Annotated in this window: 21 protein-coding genes; 12 read left to right on the plus strand and 9 right to left on the minus strand. The window is 72.0% G+C overall.

The window, feature by feature from the left end; genetic code table 11:
- Window positions 1-24: 24 nt before the first annotated feature.
- Window positions 25-615: a hypothetical protein gene (locus AC1DP1_RS17555; RefSeq protein WP_477507915.1), complete on the plus strand. Its 591-nt coding sequence runs from the start codon at window positions 25-27 to the stop codon at window positions 613-615.
- A gap of 13 nt (window positions 616-628) precedes the next feature.
- Here the strand turns inward: AC1DP1_RS17555 and AC1DP1_RS17560 are convergent, their stop codons facing one another.
- From AC1DP1_RS17560 to AC1DP1_RS17585, 6 genes are all read right to left on the minus strand, one after another.
- A complete protein-coding gene (locus tag AC1DP1_RS17560) occupies window positions 629-1,708 on the minus strand; it encodes a YihY/virulence factor BrkB family protein (protein WP_477507916.1) in 1,080 nt (359 codons plus the stop codon).
- Between the two features lie 92 nt (window positions 1,709-1,800).
- Window positions 1,801-2,739, minus strand: coding sequence for an alpha/beta hydrolase (locus AC1DP1_RS17565; RefSeq protein WP_477507917.1), 939 nt, complete (start codon window positions 2,737-2,739; stop codon window positions 1,801-1,803).
- Window positions 2,740-2,751: 12 nt separating this feature from the next.
- Window positions 2,752-4,083, minus strand: coding sequence for an enolase C-terminal domain-like protein (locus AC1DP1_RS17570; protein ID WP_477507918.1), 1,332 nt, complete (start codon window positions 4,081-4,083; stop codon window positions 2,752-2,754).
- Window positions 4,080-5,579 (minus strand): aldehyde dehydrogenase (NADP(+)), encoded by a 1,500-nt coding sequence (locus tag AC1DP1_RS17575; RefSeq protein WP_477507919.1) that lies wholly within the window; start codon window positions 5,577-5,579, stop codon window positions 4,080-4,082. Before AC1DP1_RS17575 ends, AC1DP1_RS17570 begins: the two co-directional genes overlap by 4 nt.
- Before the next feature lie 38 nt (window positions 5,580-5,617).
- Entirely contained in the window at window positions 5,618-6,544 is a 927-nt protein-coding gene (kdgD, locus tag AC1DP1_RS17580) for a 5-dehydro-4-deoxyglucarate dehydratase (RefSeq protein WP_477507920.1), read from the minus strand.
- Between the two features lie 122 nt (window positions 6,545-6,666).
- Window positions 6,667-7,128, minus strand: coding sequence for a methyltransferase family protein (locus AC1DP1_RS17585; protein ID WP_477507921.1), 462 nt, complete (start codon window positions 7,126-7,128; stop codon window positions 6,667-6,669).
- A 64-nt stretch (window positions 7,129-7,192) separates the two neighbouring features.
- Between AC1DP1_RS17585 and AC1DP1_RS17590 the strand changes: the two genes are divergently transcribed.
- The 3 genes from AC1DP1_RS17590 (at window position 7,193) to AC1DP1_RS17600 (ending at window position 9,819) form a co-directional block, all read left to right on the plus strand.
- Window positions 7,193-8,008 carry a Rossmann-fold NAD(P)-binding domain-containing protein gene (locus AC1DP1_RS17590; RefSeq protein WP_477507922.1) on the plus strand — a complete coding sequence of 272 codons (816 nt, stop codon included), beginning with the start codon at window positions 7,193-7,195 and terminating at the stop codon, window positions 8,006-8,008.
- Between the two features lie 56 nt (window positions 8,009-8,064).
- Complete coding sequence (locus tag AC1DP1_RS17595; protein ID WP_477507923.1) at window positions 8,065-8,496, plus strand: hypothetical protein; 432 nt, start codon at window positions 8,065-8,067, stop codon at window positions 8,494-8,496.
- Between the two features lie 153 nt (window positions 8,497-8,649).
- Entirely contained in the window at window positions 8,650-9,819 is a 1,170-nt protein-coding gene (locus AC1DP1_RS17600) for a M14 family zinc carboxypeptidase (protein WP_477507924.1), read from the plus strand.
- A gap of 77 nt (window positions 9,820-9,896) precedes the next feature.
- Here AC1DP1_RS17600 and AC1DP1_RS17605 read toward each other — a convergent pair whose 3' ends face one another.
- Window positions 9,897-11,270 (minus strand): NAD(P)-binding protein, encoded by a 1,374-nt coding sequence (locus AC1DP1_RS17605; protein WP_477507925.1) that lies wholly within the window; start codon window positions 11,268-11,270, stop codon window positions 9,897-9,899.
- 97 nt (window positions 11,271-11,367) lie between these two features.
- On the opposite strand from AC1DP1_RS17605, the gene AC1DP1_RS17610 reads away from it, so the two are divergent.
- Entirely contained in the window at window positions 11,368-11,832 is a 465-nt protein-coding gene (locus AC1DP1_RS17610; RefSeq protein WP_477507926.1) for a GNAT family N-acetyltransferase, read from the plus strand.
- Here AC1DP1_RS17610 and AC1DP1_RS17615 read toward each other — a convergent pair.
- A complete protein-coding gene (locus AC1DP1_RS17615; RefSeq protein ID WP_477507927.1) occupies window positions 11,804-13,609 on the minus strand; it encodes a sensor histidine kinase in 1,806 nt (601 codons plus the stop codon). The genes AC1DP1_RS17610 and AC1DP1_RS17615 overlap by 29 nt on opposite strands.
- Window positions 13,610-13,721: 112 nt before the next feature.
- Window positions 13,722-14,633, minus strand: a complete 912-nt coding sequence (locus AC1DP1_RS17620; RefSeq protein WP_477507928.1) for a LysR substrate-binding domain-containing protein — start codon at window positions 14,631-14,633, stop codon at window positions 13,722-13,724.
- A gap of 112 nt (window positions 14,634-14,745) precedes the next feature.
- Between AC1DP1_RS17620 and AC1DP1_RS17625 the strand changes: the two genes are divergently transcribed.
- The 7 genes from AC1DP1_RS17625 to AC1DP1_RS17655 all read left to right on the plus strand — a co-directional run bounded on the left by AC1DP1_RS17625 (window position 14,746) and on the right by AC1DP1_RS17655 (window position 20,734).
- Entirely contained in the window at window positions 14,746-15,747 is a 1,002-nt protein-coding gene (locus AC1DP1_RS17625) for a Bug family tripartite tricarboxylate transporter substrate binding protein (protein WP_477507929.1), read from the plus strand.
- 101 nt (window positions 15,748-15,848) lie between these two features.
- Complete coding sequence (locus AC1DP1_RS17630; RefSeq protein ID WP_457184454.1) at window positions 15,849-16,421, plus strand: tripartite tricarboxylate transporter TctB family protein; 573 nt, start codon at window positions 15,849-15,851, stop codon at window positions 16,419-16,421.
- Window positions 16,422-16,440: 19 nt separating this feature from the next.
- Window positions 16,441-17,976: a tripartite tricarboxylate transporter permease gene (locus AC1DP1_RS17635; protein WP_477507930.1), complete on the plus strand. Its 1,536-nt coding sequence runs from the start codon at window positions 16,441-16,443 to the stop codon at window positions 17,974-17,976.
- Window positions 17,973-18,380: a universal stress protein gene (locus tag AC1DP1_RS17640; protein WP_457184456.1), complete on the plus strand. Its 408-nt coding sequence runs from the start codon at window positions 17,973-17,975 to the stop codon at window positions 18,378-18,380. The genes AC1DP1_RS17635 and AC1DP1_RS17640 overlap by 4 nt, the downstream gene beginning before the upstream one ends.
- A gap of 4 nt (window positions 18,381-18,384) precedes the next feature.
- A complete protein-coding gene (locus AC1DP1_RS17645; protein WP_477507931.1) occupies window positions 18,385-19,650 on the plus strand; it encodes a glucarate dehydratase family protein in 1,266 nt (421 codons plus the stop codon).
- 101 nt (window positions 19,651-19,751) lie between these two features.
- Window positions 19,752-20,405, plus strand: a complete 654-nt coding sequence (locus AC1DP1_RS17650; protein WP_477507932.1) for an SRPBCC family protein — start codon at window positions 19,752-19,754, stop codon at window positions 20,403-20,405.
- Window positions 20,406-20,407: 2 nt separating this feature from the next.
- Window positions 20,408-20,734 (plus strand): ArsR/SmtB family transcription factor, encoded by a 327-nt coding sequence (locus tag AC1DP1_RS17655; protein WP_477507933.1) that lies wholly within the window; start codon window positions 20,408-20,410, stop codon window positions 20,732-20,734.
- Window positions 20,735-20,955 lie beyond the last annotated feature (221 nt).

Genomic DNA, 20,955 nt, shown 5'->3' on the forward strand with positions numbered 1-20,955 from the left:
CTGCCACGTCGTAGGTTGCCCGGCATGCCCCTCTTCAGCCGGTCGAAGGACGACTCGCCTCCTCCTCTGTTGGTCGACGTGCACCTCAACGCGCGGGTGCAGCCCGTGCACCGAGGGGAGGTCTACGAGGACCCGCTCCAGCGCGCGTTCGACCAGTTCCTCCCTGGCAGTCAGGTCGTCGGTGGCGGGTCCGAGCTCGACTCCGCGCAGGGCGTCCTGTCCTGCGACATCGAGGTCGAGCTGCGCGGCGACCACGGCAAGGGTCTCGACCTTCTGGTCAAGGCGCTGGAGCTCTACGGCGCCCCGGTCGGCTCGACGTACGCCGTGGGCGACGAGGCAGCCGTGCCCTTCGGTCGCACCCAGGGCGTCGCGCTCTCGCTCGACGGGACGTCCCTGCCGGCAGAGGTCTACGCGACCAACGACGTCAACGTGCTGATCGACGCGCTGGCGGCCGAGCTCGGTGAGGATGCCACGCTCCAGTCGTGGTGGGAGGGACCCGAGCGGACGAACCTCTACTTCTACGGCGACGATGCGGGGCGGATCCGCTGCGTGCTGTCCGCGGCGGCCACCCGATTCCCGCTCGCGCAGGGGAGCCGGGTGGAGGACATCACCTGAGGAAGGACCGGGGCTAGGAGCGGCGTCCCCGCGACTCGCGCAGCCTGCGCCCGCGCTCGATGTCCTTCTGCTCCTTGGCGGCAGCCTTGTCGGACTTGCGGGTGTCGCGAGGAGGCAGCTGCAGCTCCTCCTCGGCCGCGATGCCGGCCTGGAGCTGACGACCGCGCTCGAGCTCGGCGTCGAGCTCGGCACCGAAGAGCAGCGCCAGGTTGGTGATCCACAGCCACAGCAGGAACGCGATGACACCTGCCAGCGAGCCGTAGGTCTTGTCGTAGCTGGAGAAGTTCGCCACGTAGAAGCCGAACGCGGCCGACGCGATCACCCACACCACGATGGCGACGATCGCGCCGACGCTGATCCAGCGGAACTTGGGCTGCTTCACGTTGGGAGTCGCGTAGTAGAGCAGGGCGACGATGAGGACCACGACGGCCAGCAGCACGGGCCACTTGGCGATGCTCCACACGGTCACGGCGGTCGACTCCAGCCCGATCGCGCTGCCCACCGCCTCGGCGGCGGGGCCCGTCAGGACGAGTCCGACCGCGACGAGCGCGGCCAGCAGCACCGTCACCAGCGTGATGAGGAGCATGACGGGGCGCAGCTTCCAGATCGGGCGTCCCTCGTCGATCTCGTAGATGCGGTTCATCCCGCGGCTGAAGGCGTTGACGTAGCCGGAGGCCGACCACAGGGCGACGAGGAGGCCGATGACGAGCGCGAGCCCGGCGCCCTGGCTCCCGGCCAGCTGGTTGATCGTCGGCTCGAGCGTGTCGGCGGCCGACGAGGCGCCGATGTCGCGCAGGATCTGCAGCAACGTGTCGACCGTCTGCTGCTGCTGGCCGACGAGGCCGACCAGCGAGAGCAGCGCGATGATGCCCGGGAAGAGCGCGAGCACGGAGTAGTAGGTCAGCGCCGCCGCGAGGTCGGTGCACTCGTCGTCCATGAACTCGCGCACGGTCTTGCGGAGCGCATAGCCCCACGTCGGCTTGGCGATGTCGCTGGGCGAGTCGGGCTTGCCCGGCGCGTCGGGAGCGGGGGCGGTCCGCTCGCGCTCCTCGCTCGTGGACTCGCCGTCGGTGGAGGTGGATCGGTGCGTCATGTCACCCCAGTGCCCGCCCGGGGGCGGCCCATGCGGGGTCGGGCCACTCACGGGTGAGTCGCTCGACCCGGAGGCGTGTGGTTGGTGGCCGCTCACCCGTCCCGGGCGACCTCGCGCAGCAGTCGGGCGAAGCGGCGGTTGACGTCGAGGGTGGCGTCGGCCGCCGACCGACTCACGTGGCCCTGGTCCATGAAGCCGTGGATCATCCCGTCGTAGCGGACGGCGTCGACGCGCACGCCCGCGGCGGCGAGCGCGGCGGCGTACGCCTCCCCCTCGTCGCGGAGGAGGTCGCACCCGGCGGTGGCGACCACGGCCGGCGGCAGCCCGGTCAGGTCGCCGTGGAGCGGCGAGTGCCGCCAGTCGCCAGCTGCCGGCGTCTCACCGGAGAAGTAGAGCGTGTTGATGTAGTCGGTCATCTCCGTCGTCAGGAGGTGGCTGGTGCCGAACTCGTCCTTCGACGGGTGGTGGCCGAGCAGGTCGGTGGCCGGGTAGATCAGCAGCTGCGCCGCGATCTCCACCTCGCCGCGCAGCTCCTGCGTCGCGATGGCCGCGAGGTTGCCGCCGGCCGAGTCGCCCGCGACGGCGAGCACGTCGGAGCCGCCGTACGACTCCAGTCGCGCCGCGACGGCACGCACCGCGCGGACGGCGTCGTGGGTGGCGGCGGGCCACGGGTGCTCGGGCGCGAGGCGGTAGTCGACGCTCACGAACACCGCGCCGGTGTCGCGGACCAGCCGGCGCACGACCTGGTCGTGGGTGTCGATGTCGCCGCGGAACCAGCCGCCGCCGTGGAGGTAGACGACCGTCGCGACCGGGCCGTCGACGGCCGCCGGCCGGTAGACGCGCACCGGCAGCTCGTCGAGGAGCTCGTCGGTCACCGCCCCGATGCGTACGACGTCCTCCGGACGCACGCTGTCGACGCGCAGCGCCCGCATGCCGGCGCGCGCCTCGGGGATGGTCATTTCCGAGACAGGGCGCCCGCGCTTCTTCTCGACCTCGCCGATGAAGACGGCGAGGTCGGGGTCGAGCGGCACCTCAGCGCACCGTCATCGGACGAGGCAGGGACGCTTGGGGTCGAACGCCCAGTCGTCGACGAGGTACTGCATGGCGACCGCGTCGTCGCGCGCACCGAGGCCGTGCTCGAGGTAGAGCTCGTGCGCCTGCGCCAGCCGGTCGCGGTCGAGTGCGACGCCGAGGCCCGGGGTGTCGGGCACCTCGATCGCGCCGTCGCGGATCTGCAGCGGATCGGTCGTCAGGCCCTGGCCGTCCTGCCAGATCCAGTGCGTGTCGAGCGCGGTGATCTCGCCCGGGGCGGCCGCGCCGACCTGGGTGAACATCGCCAGCGAGACGTCGAAGTGGTTGTTGGAGTGCGAGCCCCACGTCAGGCCGAAGTCGTGGCACAGCTGGGCGACGCGGACGGAGCCCGCCATCGTCCAGAAGTGCGGGTCGGCGAGCGGGATGTCGACGGCGTTGGTGCGCACCGCGTCGGCCATCTGGCGCCAGTCGGTGGCGACCATGTTGGTGGCCGTGCGGAGCCCGGTGCGGCGCTTGAACTGGGCCATCACCTCGCGCCCGGAGTAGCCGCCCTCTGCGCCGCACGGGTCCTCGGCGTAGGCGAGGACGTCGTCCTTGCCCGTCAGCAGGCGGACGGCGTCGTCGAGCAGCCAGCCGCCGTTGGGGTCGAGGGTGATCCGCGCGTCGGGGAAGCGCTCGTGCAGCGCGGTGACGGCCGCGACCTCCTCCTCGCCCGGCAGCACGCCGCCCTTGAGCTTGAAGTCGGTGAAGCCGTAGCGGGCCTGCGCGGCCTCGGCGAGGCGGACGACCGCCTCGGGGGTCATCGCCTCCTCGCGGCGGACCTTCTCCCAGTCGTCGGCACCCCCCGAGGACGAGTGCTCGCGAAGGTAGGGCAGGGCGGTCCGGTCGGGGTCGCCGACGTAGAACAGGTAGCCGAGCATCGGCACGCTGTCGCGCTGCTGGCCCTCGCCCAGCAGCTCGGCGACCGGCACGCCGAGCGCCTGTCCCGACAGGTCGAGCAGCGCCGACTCCAGCGCCGTCACCGCGTGGATGGTGGTGCGGAGGTCGAAGGTCTGCAGGCCGCGGCCACCAGCGTCGCGGTCGGCGTACGCCGCGGCGACGCGACGCAGCAGGGTGCGGAACATCGCGACGGGCTGGCCGACGAGGATCTCGGCCGCGTCGGCGATCGTCTGCCTGATCGCCTCGCCACCGGGCACCTCGCCGAGGCCCTCGCGTCCCTCGGAGTCGGTGACGATCGCGATGTTGCGGGTGAAGAAGGGGCCGTGGGCGCCGCTCAGGTTCAGCAGCATCGAGTCGTGGCCCGCGACCGGGACGACCTCGACCGTCGCGATGGTGGTCGTCATCGTTCGAGCGTTCCGTCCATGCGACGGAGCAGCCCCCACGGGTTGTCGTCGCGCAGCGCCTCGGGCAGCAGCGCGGCCGGCACGTCCTGGTAGGCGACCGGACGCTGGAAGCGCTCGATGGCGAGGCTGCCGACGCTGGTGCTCCGCGAGTCGGACGTGGCCGGGTAGGGACCGCCGTGGACCATCGCGTGGCCGACCTCGACACCGGTCGGCCAGCCGTTGAAGAGCACCCGACCGGCCTTGAGCTCGAGGACGGGCAGGAGCGCGGTCGCGTCCTCGACGTCGCTGTCGGTGGCGTGGACGGTCGCGGTGAGCTGGCCCTCGAGGGCCTCGAGGCGGGGCAGCAGGGCGGCCACGTCGTCGTACCTCACCACGACGCCGGCGGCGCCGAACACCTCGTCGGTCACGGTGCTGTCGTCGATCGCGAGCAGCTCGGCAGGTGCCTCGTAGACCACCGGCGCAGGGGCGTGCTCGCCGGCCGCGGAGCCCTCGCCGACGACGCGGATGCCGTCGGTGCCGCGCAGGCTGGCGGTGCCACTGGCGTAGGCGTTCGCGATGCCGGGGGTGAGCATCTGCTGACCGGATGCGCCGCTGACCGCCTCACCGGCGGCGCGCAGGAACGCGTCACCGCGCTCGCCGGACGGCAGGAAGAGCAGGCCGGGGTTGGTGCAGAACTGGCCGGAGCCGAGGGTCAGGCTGCCGACGTACGCCTGGGCGAGCGCGGCGACGTCACCCTCGAGCGCGCCGGGCAGCACGACGACGGGGTTGATCGACGACATCTCGGCGTAGACCGGGATCGGCACGTCGCGCTCGGCGGCGGCACGGACGAGGGCGAGGCCCCCGCCACGCGAGCCGGTGAAGCCGACCGCGGCGATGCGCGGGTCGACCACGAGCTCCTGGCCGGTCTCGATGCCACCGAGGACGAAGGAGAACGTGCCGGCGGGCAGGCCGGACTTCTCGACCGCGCGGGTGATCGCGCGGGCGACGAGGGTGCCGGTGACCGGGTGGGCGGGGTGGCCCTTCACGACGACGGGGCAGCCGGCGGCCAGCGCCGAGGCGGTGTCGCCGCCCGCGGTGGAGAACGCGAGGGGGAAGTTGCTGGCCCCGAAGACCGCGACCGGACCCAGCGGCACCATCCGCTGCCGGATGTCGGCGCGCGGCAGGGGCGCACGGTCCGGCAGCGCCGGGTCGATGCGCACGCCGAGGTGGTCGCCCTGCCGGACGACGCCGGCGAACATCCGCAGCTGGCCGGTGGTGCGGCCGACCTCGCCGGTGATCCGCCCCTCGGGCAGCCCGCTCTCGCGGACCGCCTCCGCGATGATCGCGTCCTTGTCGGCCTCGATCTCGGCCGCGACCGCCTCGAGGAAGGCGCTCCGCTCCTCGGGGGTGGTGGCGCGGTAGGCGGCGAACGCCTCGACGGCGGCCGCGGTGGCGGCGGCGACGTCGGGCTGCTCGAAGTCGGTGCCGGCGATGATCGAGGTGGCGAGGTCAGACATGGATTCCTTCCGGTGGGTCGAGCGCGGGGATGGTGCCGTCAGGCCGTCGAGCCTGCCACCTTGTCCACGAGGGTCTGCAGCTCGTCGCGCTCGGCGTCGAGCAGGTCGGACAGCGGCGGGCGTACCGGACCGGCCGGGCGGCCGACGGCGGCGAGGCCCGCCTTGACGATCGACACCGAGTAGCCGGGCTCGCGGTCGCGGATCTTCGTGTAGGGGATGACGAAGTCGTTGAGCATCGCGTAGACCGCGGTCCGGTCCTGGCGGCGCACGGCGGCGTAGAAGTCGAGCGCGAACTGCGGCACGAAGTTGAAGATCGCGGAGCTGTAGGTGGTCACGCCGAGCTGGAGGAGCGGCAGCGCGAAGACCTCCGCGGTGGGCAGGCCGCCGACGTAGAACAGGCGGTCGCCGAGCTGCGCGTAGGTGCGGGTCATCTGCTCGATCCCACCGACCCCGTCCTTGAAGCCGACGAGGTTGGCGCTGCGCTGGCAGGCCTGCTCGAGCGCGTCGGCGCCGAGCACGGCGTTGGCTCGCGAGTAGAAGATGACGCCGAGGCTGGTCGCGGCGCACACGGCGCTGATGTGCTCGACGAGGCCGCGCTGGCCCGCCTCGGTGAGGTACGGCGGCATGAGCAGGATGCCGTCGGCGCCGGCGGCCTCCGCGGCCTTGACCTGCGCGACGGCGTTGACGGTCGAGCCGGTGGCGGGGGCGAGCACGGGCACCTTGCCGGCGGCGCCGGCGATGGCGGCGCGCACGACGCGGTCGGTCTCCTCGGCGTTGAGGGAGAAGCCCTCACCCGTGCCTCCGGCGGCGAAGAGGCCGGCGACGTCGTAGCCGCTCAGCCACTCGAGGTGCGCGCGGTAGGCGGGCTCGTCGAACTGGAGGTCGGCGTCGAAGTGGGTGACCGGGAACGACAGCAGGCCGCTGCCCAGGGTCTCGACGAGCTCGGTCGGGCTGTACTTCGTCACGCTGCGTCCTTCGGTCGGCCGTGGGTCGGTGCCCCACGGATGTGGCGGTGCTCACCAACCTAGGAAGACCTGACGATGCCTGTCCAAGCCCGTTTCTGAATCCAGTGATGCCTTGGGGGTATCTATCCGGAGAACGACCTGGTGCCGAGCCAGCGCGGGACGCTCGAGCGGTACGCGGCGTAGTCGGCACCGAAGCGATCGGCGAGCGCCCGCTCCTCGGCCGCGATCTGGAAGCGGTCGATGACCGCCACGAAGACGGCGACCGGCAGGACGCCCGGCCAGGAGCCCCGGCGGAGCGCGTTGGCGACGAGCAGGCCGGCCATCCCGACGTACATCGGGTTGCGGGTGCGCGAGTTGGGCCCCGAGACGACCAGGGACGACGCCTTGGAGGGGTCGAACGGCTCGACGGTCGTGTGCTGCGCCCGGAACCGGCTCGCCGCTCCGCCCGCCAGCGCGAGCGAGGTGGCCGCCGTGACGGCCGCGGCCGTCTGCCTGGGCCCGGAGGATGGCGGCGCCCCGCGGGAGAGGCCGCGCTGGGCGAGCGCGGCGACGAGCGCGAGGAGCGGCGGCGGCGGGCGCTTCATGGGACCACGGTGCCACGACGACCGGCCCGGGCACAGCCCTCCAGCGCTGCCGTACGGTGCGCCTGTGACCCCGGACGTCCTCCTCGTCGGCGCCGGCGACCTCGGTGCCGCGGTCGGCCTGCGCCTGGCCGACCTCGGCCACGGCGTGCTCGCCCTGCGGCGCAACGCCTCGCTGGTGCCCCCGCCGCTCGTCGGTCGCGCGGTCGACCTGACGCGCGGGGCCCCGGACCTGTCCGACGTACGCCCCCGCCTCGTCGTCGTCGCGCTGACGGCGCGACCGCGGACAGAGGAGTCCTACCGGACGACGTACGTCGACGGGATGGCGCGGGCGCTCGACGCGCTGCCCGAGCCACCCGAGCGGGCCGTCCTCGTCTCGTCGACCGCCGTGCACGGCAGCCGCGACCTCCCGGAGCTCGAGGACGAGACGACTCCCCCGGCCCCGAGCGACGGCCCGGGCCGGATGCTCGTCGCCGCCGAGGAGGCCTTCCACGAGCGCGTCCCGCACGGGAGCGTCCTGCGGCTGTCGGGGTTGTACGGCGGCAGCAGCACGCGGCTGCTCGACCAGGTCCGCGAGGGACGGATCGACGACCCGCACCGCTGGACGAACCGCATCCACCGCACCGACGCCGCCGCGGCGGTCGTGCACCTCCTGACCATGGACGCCGCGCCGGAGCGGCTCTACCTCGGCACCGACGACGAACCGGCCCAGCTCGGGGACGTCGCTGCGTTCCTCGCCGACCGCCTCGGCGCCCCTGCTCCCCCGCCGGCCGACCCCGCACAGGGGCACGGCAAGCGGCTGTCCGACGCGCGGCTACGGTCGGCGGGCTGGGCGCCGACGTACCCGTCGTACCGCGAGGGCTACGCAACAGTCGCCGGCTGAGGGAGATCCCCCATCGGGGCGATGGACCGGGCGGGCCGGGGGCACAGAATGCAGGCATGGCTGTCATGCCCTCGGAAGCGCAGGCGGCGGTCCACGTCGACCGCCGCCGCCCGGGGCTCGCCCTGCTGGTCGCCCTCCTCGCCGCCGTGCCGTACGTCATCGGGCTGGTGCTGCCCTACTACGCCAACGGCGTCCACCTGCGCCCGGCCCACGAGACGATCTACGCCTACGACCTCGGCACGATGTGGCCCTACGACACCGCTCTCGGCGGGGTGGTCGGATTCATCGCGATCGTGGGCGTGCCGACGGCACCGTTCATCTCCGGCGGGGTGGCGATGTGGTCGCTGTTCATGGTGTGGAGCTGGTGGCGGACGCTGACCGTGCTGGAGGTCGTCCTCTACGCGGCCGCCATCGCGGTCGGGGTCGCGTCCATCGTCTGGCTGGCCACACCGCTGGCGAACGAGCTCCTCATGTGGTTCTGGGACTGACCTCGCCGGCCGGCTTTACCCGACCCTGGCCGGTCGGTGCAATCCCCCCTACGGAGTGAGCCGAAGGTCTCTGGTGCCGTGTCGACGCGCCGACCTACCGTTCACGGACCTGTCGATCGCTCGGCTCGCCGGGCACAACTGATGTGGAGAAACATGTCTGCACGACGTTGGACGGCCGTCCTGACCGGACTGGCCCTTCCTCTCGGGATCGTCGCCGCCACCACCTCGTCACCGGCGAACGCCATCCCCACCCAGTCGCACTGCGGCACCGAGGCCTCGGGCTCGGGCAACAACGGATTCGTCAACCACGCCCAGCTCTCCCGGACCCTGGAGAGCATCGAGCGCACCACCAAGGGCGTCGTCGACGTCGAGGTCGTGGGCGAGAGCAACCAGGGCCGCGAGATCTACACCGCTCGCGTCGGCGAGGGCGACACCGTCGTCTTCGTCGAGTCGCAGATCCACGGCAACGAGAACCACGGCACCGAGGCGCTGCTCGACCTGCTCCGCCGCTGGGGCGGTTCGACGCCCGAGGCGGTGGCGCTGCGAAAGGAGGTCACGATCGTCGCGATCCCGCGGCTCAACGTCGACGGCGGCGAGCGCGACACCCGGCAGAACGAGATGACCTGGGCCGACGTCGTCGCCGCCTTCCCGCAGCTCGCGGGCGTCGCGCCGGCGTGGAACTACAACACGCGCGTCGGTGGCTTCGACGTCAACCGCGACTTCAACCCCGACCTCGACTACGTCCCGCAGCCGGCCGACTTCCCGGGCAACAGCGCCGACACCGGCTGGTACATCACGCCGGAGTCCCAGACGGTCCGCGACGTCTACCGGGGGCTCGAGGCCGAGTTCGGCACGGTCGACTACTTCGTCGACCTGCACAACCAGTGGTCCTGCTACGCCACCGAGGACCTCGAGCGCATGTCGCCGCTGTCCATCTCGGCGAAGTTCATCGAGGACCCGGCCGAGTTCGGCACGTGGCCGAAGTTCGACATGGAGGCGTCCGAGCGCGCCAACGTCGCGGTCTACGAGGCGCTCCAGGGCTACGGCAAGTCCGGCTACGGCGACGTGACGCTCTACCCGCAGGACACCAACCTGCCGGGCACCGCGCTCGGCTCGTTCGCCCTGCGCGGCAGCGCGGTCGTGCTCTTCGAGACGTCCAGCCAGACGCAGTACGACGGCATGAAGCGCAACGGCATGCTGCGCAAGCAGATCGAGATCGGGCTCGGCGGCCTGGTCGACGCCGTCGCCGACGGCTCGATCGACACGCTCGACCCGTCGGTCTACGACACCATCCCGCAGCGGGTCTACCTGCCCGCCGACTGACCGGGAAGAAGATCGTGGAGGGTCCGAGCCCCTGGTGACTCGGATCCTCCACGATCTCAGGCTCTTCCGCGGGACGCTCAGCCGGTCGCCATCAGCCGGGTCAGGGCCTCGAGCCCGGGAGCCGTGGCGGCCGCGAGCCGCTCGCGGACCCGGTCGAGCTCGGCGGACCCGGGGTGGTCGGCCGGGATGCGGGCCGGGTTGATCGCCACGGTGTGGGACCACGCGGCGATGTCGGGCTCGGCGCCGAGGGCCATCGAGGCCCGGGTCCCGCGGACGTTCATGTCGGCCCACTGCTGCAGCGAGTTGCCGAAGCGCGACGGCGGGCACAGGCGGTTCTTCTCCGCGTCGTCGCGTCGGGTCGCCTCGACGTAGCCGATCGCGGCCGCACTGAAGCACGGGAACCCCGCACGCACCGGCTGCACCGTGATCTCCTCCGGGCGCCAGACGGACACGAGCGGCGGGTTCTTCAGGCCGTCGGCGGCGCAGTGCACCACGACCGCGTCGTCCGCGACCCGCACGGTGGTGCCGTCCTCGAGCTCGAGGCGACCTCGCTCCACGTTGCGCAGGTGTCCGTGGCGTACGACGTTCTCGATGGACCGCAGCAGCTCGAGCTCCCACACGCCGAGCGTCGGGGCCTTCGCCATCGTGGGCGTGACCGACGGGTCGATGCGCAGCATCACGCCGGCGTCCTCCAGGCGGAGGAACAGCTCGTCGAGCGACGACGAGGCCGCGGCCTCCTCGAACGTCGTCGCCGGCACCCCGAGGAAGATCTCCGGGTCGGGCTGGATCAGCGCCCGGTTGAGCATCCACGGGTCACGGGGCCGCACCCAGCAGATCGCGTCGGGGTCGACCCCCTGGCCGAGCAGCCACACGCAGGCGTCGGTGGCCGTCTTGCCCGAGCCGACGACGACGTACTGGCTCGGGGCCTCCTCGAGCCGGACCACGTCGTTGACGGTCACGGCGCGCGCGTCGTCGGCGACCGAGAACGGTGCCGACGACTCGGCCGGGATGCTCGGCGCGAGGTAGTGGGCGTTCACGACGCGGCACGACGCCGGCACCTCCCACGTCTTCCCGGAGATGCGCGAGACGACCGTGCGGCCGACGACGTCGCACCCGGTGAGCACCTCGACCCGGCCCGTGCGGCGCAGCCGCTCGACGGCTCGGGCGTAGTAGTCGACGATCTCGGGCTGCGAGGCGCGCACGTGCAGGCCCGCCTCGGGGCCCTGCTCCTGGACGTGCCCGCCGAGCACCGTCGAGGCGACGCCGTAGAACGTCGACGACTGGTGCAGCCGGACGAACGGGTAGTCCTCCAGCCAGTGCCCGCCTGCGCCGTGGCGGCGGTCGACGATCGCGACGCGTGCCTCGGAGTGGTCGACCAACGCGTCGGCGAAGCCCATCCCCATCGCGCCGGCACCCACCACGAGGTAGTCGACGTCCAGTGTGCGAGTCATGGACTCACGCTGGCACACCTTCGTGGCCCGCGCCCGGGGCGGGCGGTGCCGGTCCAGACGTGACGCCGTCGAAACACGACCCCGCCACACTGGCCCCGTGCACATCACCCGCGCCGACTTCGACGATCCGCGGCTGGCGACGTTCCTGCAGGCCCACCTCGACGACATGGAGCCGACCGCGCCGCGGGAGAGCCGGCACGCGCTCGACCTGACGGCGCTGCAGGGGGACGGCGTACGCCTGTGGGTGGGAGCCGACGGTGACGGGATCCTCGGCACGGTCGCGCTGGCGGCGGTCGACGACGGGCACGAGGAGCTGAAGAGCATGCGGACCGAGCCGCGCGCGCGGGGCACCGGGGTGGCGACGGGTCTGCTCGCCCATGCGCTCGACGACGCCCGGCGGCGCGGCGTGTCACGGGTGTCGCTCGAGACCGGCTCGATGGAGTTCTTCGAGCCGGCACGCCGGTTCTACGCGGGGGCCGGCTTCACGCCGTGCGAGCCCTTCGGCTCCTACGTCGAGGACCCGCTGAGCAGCTTCATGACGATGGAGCTGGGTCCGCGCTGACGCCCTCGACGTACGCCGGCAGCGTCAGGGTCGCCGTCGTGCCGCGCCCGCGCTCGGAGTCGATGTCGATCGCGCCGCCGTGTCGGGCGACGATCCGCGCGACGATCGCCAGGCCGAGCCCAGTGCCGGGGCGGGACAGGGCGGCCGGGTTGGTGGAGCGGAAGAACTCGCGGAACAGCTGCTCCTGGTCGGGCGTGGAGATGCCGATGCCCGTGTCCTCGACGGTGGCGACGATCGATCTGCCCTGCGTCGTGACGCGCACGGTCACCCGGCCGCCAGGGTCGGTGTACTTGATCGCGTTGGAGACGAGGTTGGTGAGCAGGCGATGCAGCTCCTCGGGCTCCCCGGGCACGAGCACCGGCTCGTCGGGCACGTCGGACCCGCAGGAGACGCCGCCGGCGGTGGCCGCCGCGTGGCACTCGTCGCAGACGTCGTGGACCACGCGCCGCAGGTCGACCGGGATGGGGTCGAACTCGCGGTGCGGGTCGGAGACCTGGGCCATGGTGAGCATGTCGTCGATGACGGCCCGCATCCGGGTGGCGCCGCGCGTCGCGGCGGCGACGGACCGGCGGCCGTCCTCGTCGAGACCCGAGGTGTCGAGGAGCTCGAGGTTGGCGCTCATCGAGAAGAGCGGGTTGCGCAGCTCGTGGCCCATCGTGTTGACCACCTCGACGCGGTAGCTGTCGAGCTTGCGGAGCCGGTCGGCGATGGCGCGCTCGAGCTCGAGCTGGCGGGCCTTGCCGACCGCAAGGCCGAGGTCGCGGCCGATGTCGCGCGCCGCGTCGATCTCGATGTCGGTCCAGCGGCGTGCGTCGGAGACGCGGGTCAGGACCAGGAAGCCCACGCACTCGCGGCCGACCCCCAGCGGGACGAAGAGCACCGAGCCGATGCCGATCCGGTCGAGGAAGCCCACCAGGCGCTCGGCGTCGCCGCGGGCCAGGCCCGGCTGGTCGAGGCTGTTGCGGGAGAAGGGCGCGACGTACTGGTCCTTCCAGTAGCGGCGCGACAGGCGCACGACCACGTCGTCGATCTCGTCGAAGGGCGGCGCGTCGTAGGTGTTGCCGACGGCGAAGGACGTCGTGGTGGACCCGACCCCGTCGGGGTTGAACGCCGTCAGCCACATGCCGACGGCGTCGAAGCACGACACGACAGCCGACCGGCACGCCTCCAGCACCAGCTCGAGCGTCGGCTCGCCGAGGGCCTGGCGCACGATCGCACGAGCCTCCGTGGCCATCCGCACCTGCTCGCTGAGCTCCTCGCGCTCGAGGGCGAGGAGCACGAGCGTCCGCGCGAGACCGGCGTACTTGGTCAGCACCTCCATCTTCTCCGGCGACGGCAGCCGGCCGTCGTCGGGGATGTCGACCGACAGCAGGCCGCGCAGCCGGCCCTGGTCGTCGTGGAGCGGCGCGGCGAGGAGGTCGAGCGGGTGCCACGCGTCCTCGCCCTCGAGGGGGGTCACGTCGGGGATGTGGCTGTAGGAGAGGGCCTCGACGCTCGCGCGGTCGTGCGGCACGAAGCGCCACACGCCCCACTCGTCGGCGTCGCGGAGCTCGTTCTCGATCGACTCCGCAGGCACCTGCGTGCCGACGAACCCGTCCTCGACGCCGGCAGCGGCGACGACCTCGAAGTGGCCGTCGCGGCGCAGCGTCAGCGACGACTGCGCGAAGCCGGCGAGGGTGGCGACACCCTCGACGAGGACCTGCAGATGCTGTCGCGTCTGCTCGTCCGCCCACGGAGACTCGGCATGGCGCCGTCCCGTGTCCGGTTCGTCGTGCATCTCACTCCCTGCGTCGCGTCGCCCTCGCGGCACCCATGACTCTAAGCCTCCGGACCTGACGAGCGCAGGGGTTCCTTGACACTGTGCAGAGATCCGAGCGATCAGGCCCAGATCAGTCGGCCTGGGCGGTCACCACGTCGAGCACGCGGCGTACGACGGGGGTCACCGCCTCGCGCGACCAGATGGCGTGCAGCTCGACCGGCCGGTCGGGGTCGGCATCGACCCGCGTGTCGCCACCGTGGTGGGCCAGCTCCTTGAAGACCACGCCGTCGACGTGCAGCGACGCCGCCGACGCGGGCGCCAGCGTCACCCCCCGCTCGGCCGAGACGAGGAGCATGGCGGTCAGCACCTGGTGCACCCGCTGGTCGATGCGCGGGTGGGCGTTGGCGAAGAAGCGGACCGACAGCTCGTGGAAGTAGCGCGACTGGTCGGGGTTGTAGCCGATGACCGTCTCGCCCTCGAAGTCGTCGGAGGTCAGCGGCCGGTCACTGGCGGCGAGCGGGTGGGCCGCGGGCACGACGGCCATGAAGGGCTCGCGCAGCACCACCCGGGAGCGCAGCAGGGTGGTGTCGAACGGCGGTCGGGCCAGGCCGATGTCGAGCTCGCCGCGGCGGATGCCGTCGACCTGCGCGTTGGTGACCCGCTCGGACAGCACGACCTCCACGTCGGGCAGCTCGGCGGTGAGGCGGCGCAGCAGCGGGCCGAGGATTGAGATCGCCGACACCGCGGTGAAGCCGAGGCGTACGACGCCGGCGGCGCCCGCGTCGACCCGCCGGGCGAGGTCGCCCGCACCCTCGACGAGGTTGAGCAGCCGGTGGGCCTCGTCGAGGAACGCCACGCCGGCGCCGGTCAGCTCCACCCGCCGGTTGTCGCGCTCGAGAAGGCGCGCGCCCACCGACTTCTCCAGCTTCTGGATCTGCCGGGACAGCGGGGGCTGGGTCATCTGGAGCCGCTCCGCGGCCCGCCCGAAGTGCAGCTCCTCGGCCACGGCGACGAAGGAACGGACCTGGTCCAGAGTGATCACGGGCCGAGGGTACGATGCACCAGATGGATCAGTCCATGCCGAATTGGGCTTGGACCGGCATCAACGCGCAAACCTAGTGTCGGTGGTCACACCCCGAACAAGGAGCACCTCGATGCGCAAGCAGACCCTCAGCCTGGCGGCCGTCGCCGCCGGCGCTGCCCTTGCCCTGTCCGCCTGCGGCGGCGTCCAGAACACCGCCGGTGGCGGCAGCGACAGCGGTGAGTACCCCTCCGGCTCGGTCGAGATGCCGGTGGGTGCCGACCCTGGGGGCTCCTCCGACCTGATCAGCCGCCAGATCTCCCAAGGACTGTCGGAGGAGCTCGGCGGCTCCTTCCCGGTGATCAACCGCTCGGGCGCCAACGGCGCGCTCGCCGCCGCCGAGGTCGCCAAGGCGGAGCCCGACGGCTCGACCATCTCGGTCCAGAACGCCTCGCTCTTCGCGATCACCCCGCTGGCCGTCCCGGAGGACCAGGTCACCAGCATCGACGACTTCGACGTCGTCCAGGGCGTCTCCCGCGACGACTACGTGCTCGTGGCGAGCAAGGGCTCGGGCTTCGACTCCATCGAGTCCTTCCAGGACGCCGACGGCAAGATCACCTACGGCACCACCGGTGTCGGCACCGGCGCCCAGCTCGCCTGCGCGCTGACCTTCAACGTCAACAAGACGCCCGCCGAGGCGATCCCCTTCGACGGCGGCGCCCCGGCGCTCACCGCCCTCCTCGGCGACCAGGTCGACACCGCCTGCCTGCAGGTCGGCGAGGCGATCGAGAACATCGAGTCCGGCAAGATCGTCCCGATCACGGTCTACGGCCCCGAGCGCGTCGAGTTCCTCCCCGACGTGCCCACGGCCCAGGAGCAGGGCCTCGACGTCGAGGTCGCGCAGTACCGCTTCATGACGGTTCCGAAGGGCACCCCGCAGGACATCCAGGACTCGATCGCCGAGGCGATGCAGGCCACGTTCGAGACCTCGGAGTACCAGGACTTCAACGAGCAGAACAACCTCACCCCCATGGAGATCTCGGGTGACGAGGTCGTCGCGCAGCTCGAGGAGGACAAGCAGCGCTACGCCGACCTGGTCGAGGAGTACGGCATCGACCTGGGCGACGCCAGCTGATCCCGGGCCGGTCCCGGGCTGGTCCCGGAACCACCCGGGACCGGCCCGCACCACCCCCCACCGAGGGACCCCCGCCCTCACCGCACGGAGACGAGACCMACATGAGCGAGACCCAGCCCCGCCCGGCTCCCGGAGCCACCCAGGGCGCAGCGGACGTCGAGCACGAGCACGACATCCTCGCCGAGATCAAGGCCGAGGTCGCCCAGGACCTCGCCGACGAGCGGCCGCCTGCGGGCGGGCCGGTGTACCAGGTGGTCGCGGCGGCCTTCGTGATGCTGGTCGGCCTGGCCGGCGCCTGGCTCGCCTACGGCTACGGCCTCGGGACGCTCCGACGTCCTGGCCCCGGCCTGTGGCCGTTCATCGTCTCGTGCCTGATCGTCGCGCTCGCCGTGGTCCTGCTCGTCGTGGGTCGCCACCTCGACGACACGGAGAAGTTCACGAGGTCGAGCCTGCTCGTCGCCGTCGGCGCCGCCACCTTCGTCGCCCTCGGCTTCCTCCTACCCGTCATCGGCTTCGAGATCCCCGCCGTCCTGCTGGGCATCGTCTGGCTCCGCTTCCTCGGAGGCGAATCCTGGCGCAGCACGATCGTCATCTCGGTCCTCACGACCGCGGCGTTCTACGGGTTGTTCCTCTACGCCCTGTCCGTCCCGCTGCCCCACCTGATCGCCCTCTGAGCGCAGGGAAGAGAACACCATGGACTTCAGCGCCTTCCTCGACGGCTTCGGTGTCGTCACCCAGCCCGGCAACCTGCTCTACTGCTTGATCGGCGTCGTCGTCGGCATGCTCATCGGCGTGCTCCCCGGCCTCGGCCCGGCCGCCACGATGGCCATCCTGCTGCCGGTCGTCTACAGCGCCCACGACCCGGTCGCGGCGATCATCATGCTCGCCGGCATCTACTACGGAGCCCAGTACGGCGGCACGATCACGTCCGTCCTGCTGCGCATCCCCGGTGAGGCGAGCTCGGTGGTCACCGTGTTCGACGGCTTCGCCCTGGCCAAGCAGGGCAAGGCCGGCACCGCTCTCGGGATCGCCGCGATCGGCTCGTTCATCGGCGCGACCATCTCCATCATCGGCCTGACCCTCCTGGGCCCGCTCGTGGCTGAGTTCGCCCTCGACTTCGGCCCGCCGGAGTACGCCGCACTGGCGCTGCTCGGCGTGCTGCTGGTCGCCACCATCGGCAACGGCAACACCGTCAAGGCCCTCGCCGCCGCAGCGATCGGCCTCCTCCTGGCCACCGTCGGCAGCGACAGCTTCACCAGCGCCGACCGCTTCACCTTCGGCAGCCTCAACCTCGAGGACGGCATCGACTTCGTCGTCGTCGCGATGGGCCTCTTCGGTGTCGGCGAGATCCTCTACAACCTCGAGGAGCGCCACGGCAAGCCGCACGTGCCGGCCGCCATCGCCAACATCTGGCCCTCCCGCAAGGACCTCAAGGAGGCCGGTCCCGCCATCGGCCGCGGCTCGTTCATCGGCTTCGTCCTCGGCGTGCTGCCCGGCGGTGGAGCCGTGATGGCCTCCCTCGCCGCGTACGCCGCCGAGAAGCGCGTGGCCAAGGACCCGTCCCGCTTCGGCCGCGGTGCCATCGAGGGCGTCGCCGGCCCGGAGTCGGCCAACAACGCCGCCGCCACGTCGTCGTTCATCCCGCTGCTCACCATCGGTATCCCCGCCAACGCCTCGATGGCGATGCTCTACGCCGCCCTCCTGGTCGTCGGCGTGACGCCCGGCCCGCAGCTCATCGACGAGCGCCCCGACCTCTTCTGGGGCGTCGTGAACTCGATGTACATCGGCAACCTGATCCTGCTGCTGCTGAGCATCCCGCTCGTCGGCATCTTCGTCCGGATCCTCCGCGTGCGGCCCGCGATCCTCGCGCCGATCACCGCGCTCATCACGATCCTGGGCGTCTACACGATCCGCAACTCCGTCTTCGACATCTTCCTGATGATCTTCTTCGGCGTCGTCGGCTACCTCATGAAGAAGTTCGGCTTCGAACCCGGTCCGATGGTCCTGGCGTTCGTGCTCGGCTCCCTCATCGAGTCGAGCTTCCGCCGCTCCATGCTGATCTTCGAGGGCGACGCGACGGGCTTCGTGACCCGCCCGATCTCCGGCGCCATCCTCGCCTTCGTCGTCCTGGTCATCGCGTCCCCGCTGATCAAGAGGGCCTTCCGCCGCAAGACCCCCGCCACCGACACCACCCCTGAGACCGTCCAGCGAGAGGACTCCCTGCGATGACCAGCAAGACGACGATCGTGATCGGCTACGTCCCCACCCCCGTCGGCGAAGCCGCGCTCGAGGCCGGTCTCGAGGAGGCCAAGGCGCACGGCGACGACGTCGTCCTCCTCAACAGCCCGCGCCGCCGCTCGACCGTCGACGGCGAGTTCATCGACGAGGCGACCGCCGACGAGCTCGTCGCGCGGGCCGCCGCCGCCGGGGTGACGGCTCGCGTCGACCAGTCCGACCACGGCGACGACATCGTCGAGACCTTCACCAAGGTCGCCGCGGCGACCTCGGCCCGCCTGGTCGTGATCGGCCTGCGCCGCCGCTCGCCCGTCGGCAAGCTCGTCACCGGCAGCGACGCCCAGCGCCTGCTCCTCGACCTCGACGTGCCGATCCTGGCCGTCAAGCCTCCCCGGTGACCGCGTGAGCCGGAGCCGCATCTCCCGCGTCGTCGTCACGCCGGTCGCCTTCGAGGACCCGCCGCTGCTCAACGTCGTCGGCGTCCACCAGCCCTACGCCCTGCGGGCGATCGTCGAGCTGCACACCGACTCGGGCCTCCTCGGCCTCGGCGAGACGTACGCCGACGAGACGCACCTCGGCCGGCTCGAGGCCGTCGCGACCGCGCTGCCCGGCCACGACCCGTACGATCTCAACGGCCTGCGCCGGCTCGTCACCGACGTGCTCGGACGCGAGACCGGCGGGGGCGGCGCGTCGTTCGGCGGGATGCTCGACGTCGACTCCGCCGTCGACACCGTCTACTCGCCCTTCGAGGTCGCCTGCCTCGACCTGCAGGGCCACGAGGCCGGCGTACCGGTGAGCGACCTCCTCGGCGGAGCCGTTCGCGGGTCCGTGCCGTTCAGCGGCTACCTGTTCTACAAGTGGGCCGGGCACCCCGGCTTCGCGGACGACGCGTGGGGCGAGGCGCTCACCCCCGCCCAGCTCGTCGCCCAGGCGCACCGGATGGTCGACGGCTGGGGCTTCGGCTCGCTCAAGCTCAAGGGCGGCGTGCTGCCGCCCGAGGACGAGTGCGAGGCGATCGAGGCGCTGCGAGAGGCCTTCCCGTCGATGCCGCTGCGGCTCGACCCCAACGGCGCGTGGACCCCCGAGACGTCGCTCAAGGTGGCCTCCCGCCTGGCCGGGGTGGTCGAGTACCTCGAGGACCCGACCCCGGGCATCCCGGGCATGGCCCAGGTCGCGGCGGGCACCGACGTGCCGCTGGCGACCAACATGTGCGTCATCACGATGGAGCACCTGCCGCCCGCGATCGCGCAGGACGCCGTCCAGGTCGTGCTCTCCGACCACCACCTCTGGGGCGGGCTCAAGAAGTCGGCGCTGCTCGGCGGCATCACCGAGGTCTGGGGCATGGGGCTGTCGATGCACAGCAACTCCCACCTCGGCGTCTCGCTCGCCGCGATGGTGCACCTCGCCGCCGCGACGCCGAACCTCACCTACGCCTGCGACACCCACTACCCCTGGAAGACCCAGGACGTGGTCGCCGACGGCGTGCTGTCCTTCGTCGACGGCTCGGTCGCCGTCCCGACGGGCTCGGGGCTCGGGGTCACGCTCGACCGCGACAAGCTCGGCGAGCTGCACGAGCTCTACCTCTCCTGCGGCGTACGCCGGCGCGAGGACACCGTCTACATGCGCTCCATCCAGCCGGACTTCGAGGTCAACACMTCCCGCTGGTGACCCGGTCGAGTGCGCTCGCGGCAGCAGTCGCCACGGAGCTGCGCACTCGACGTTCATTTCGGTATTGACTTATATTAGTCATGACTGAAACATTGGATTCCATGTTCGACGTAGCCCAGCACCTGGGCGCGATCACCCGCGCCGTCGAGTCCACCACCCATGACGGCAAGCCGGCGAAGGTCGTGGTCGCGAGCCGCACCTACCCGACGACCCCCGGCGACCTCTGGGACGCCGTCACCGACCCCGAGCGCATCCCCCGCTGGTTCGCCGCCGTCGAGGGCGACCTGCGGCTCGGTGGCCGCTTCCAGGTCCAGGGCAACGCAGGCGGCGAGATCGTCGCCTGCGACGCGCCGACCCACCTCTCCCTCACCTGGGAGATGGGCGGCGGGGTGTCGTGGGTCGACGTCACCATCGAGGGCTCCTCCAGCGGCGGGGAGGAGTCGACGACGCTCACCCTGCGCCACACCGCCGAGCAGCTCGACCCGGAGTTCTACGACACCTACGGTCCCGGCGCCGTCGGCGTCGGTTGGGAGCTCAGCCTGATGGGTCTGGCCGAACACGTCACCACCGGCGCGTTGATGGACCACGACGAGGTCGAGGCATGGGGCGCCACCGACGACGGCCGCGCCTTCATGGGCGGCTCGGCCGACGGCTGGGGCGAGGCCGCTGTCGCCGACGGCGAGGACCCGACCGCCGCCCGCGCAGCCGCCGCCCGGACGACCGCCTTCTACACCGGCGCCGAGCCCCCGGCCTGACGGTGCACGCCTTCGACGTCCTCGGCGACCCCGTASGCCGCCGCATCCTCGAGCTGCTCGCCGCCGGCGAGACCAGTGCGGGCGACGTGGCGGCCCGGGTCGGCGGCGAGTTCGGGATCAGCCAGCCGGCGGTGAGCCAGCACCTCAAGGTGCTGCGCGACAACGGCTTCGCGACCGCCCGCGCCGAGGGCACCCGACGGCTCTACGCCGTCGACCCGTCCGGCCTTCAGGAGGTCGACGCCTGGGTCGAGCAGTTCCGGACGTTCTGGGACCAGAAGCTCGACGCGCTCGGCACCGAGATCGCCCGCGGCAAGAAGGCCCGCCGCTGATCGGGCACTTCCTCGCGCCAGAACCCACCGAGCGGGCACTTCCTCGCGCCAGAACCCACCGAGCGGGCACTTCCTCGCGCTGGAACCCCACAGCTTGCGCGAGGAAGTGCCCGCTCGCCGCCCCGTAGCGCGAGGAAGTGCCCGCTCACCGCCCCGTAGCGCGAGGAAGTGCCCGGTCGCCGCCCCGTAGCGCGAGGAAGTGCCCGGTCGCCGCCCCGTAG

It is taken from the genome of Nocardioides sp. P4_G10 (assembly GCF_056401175.1).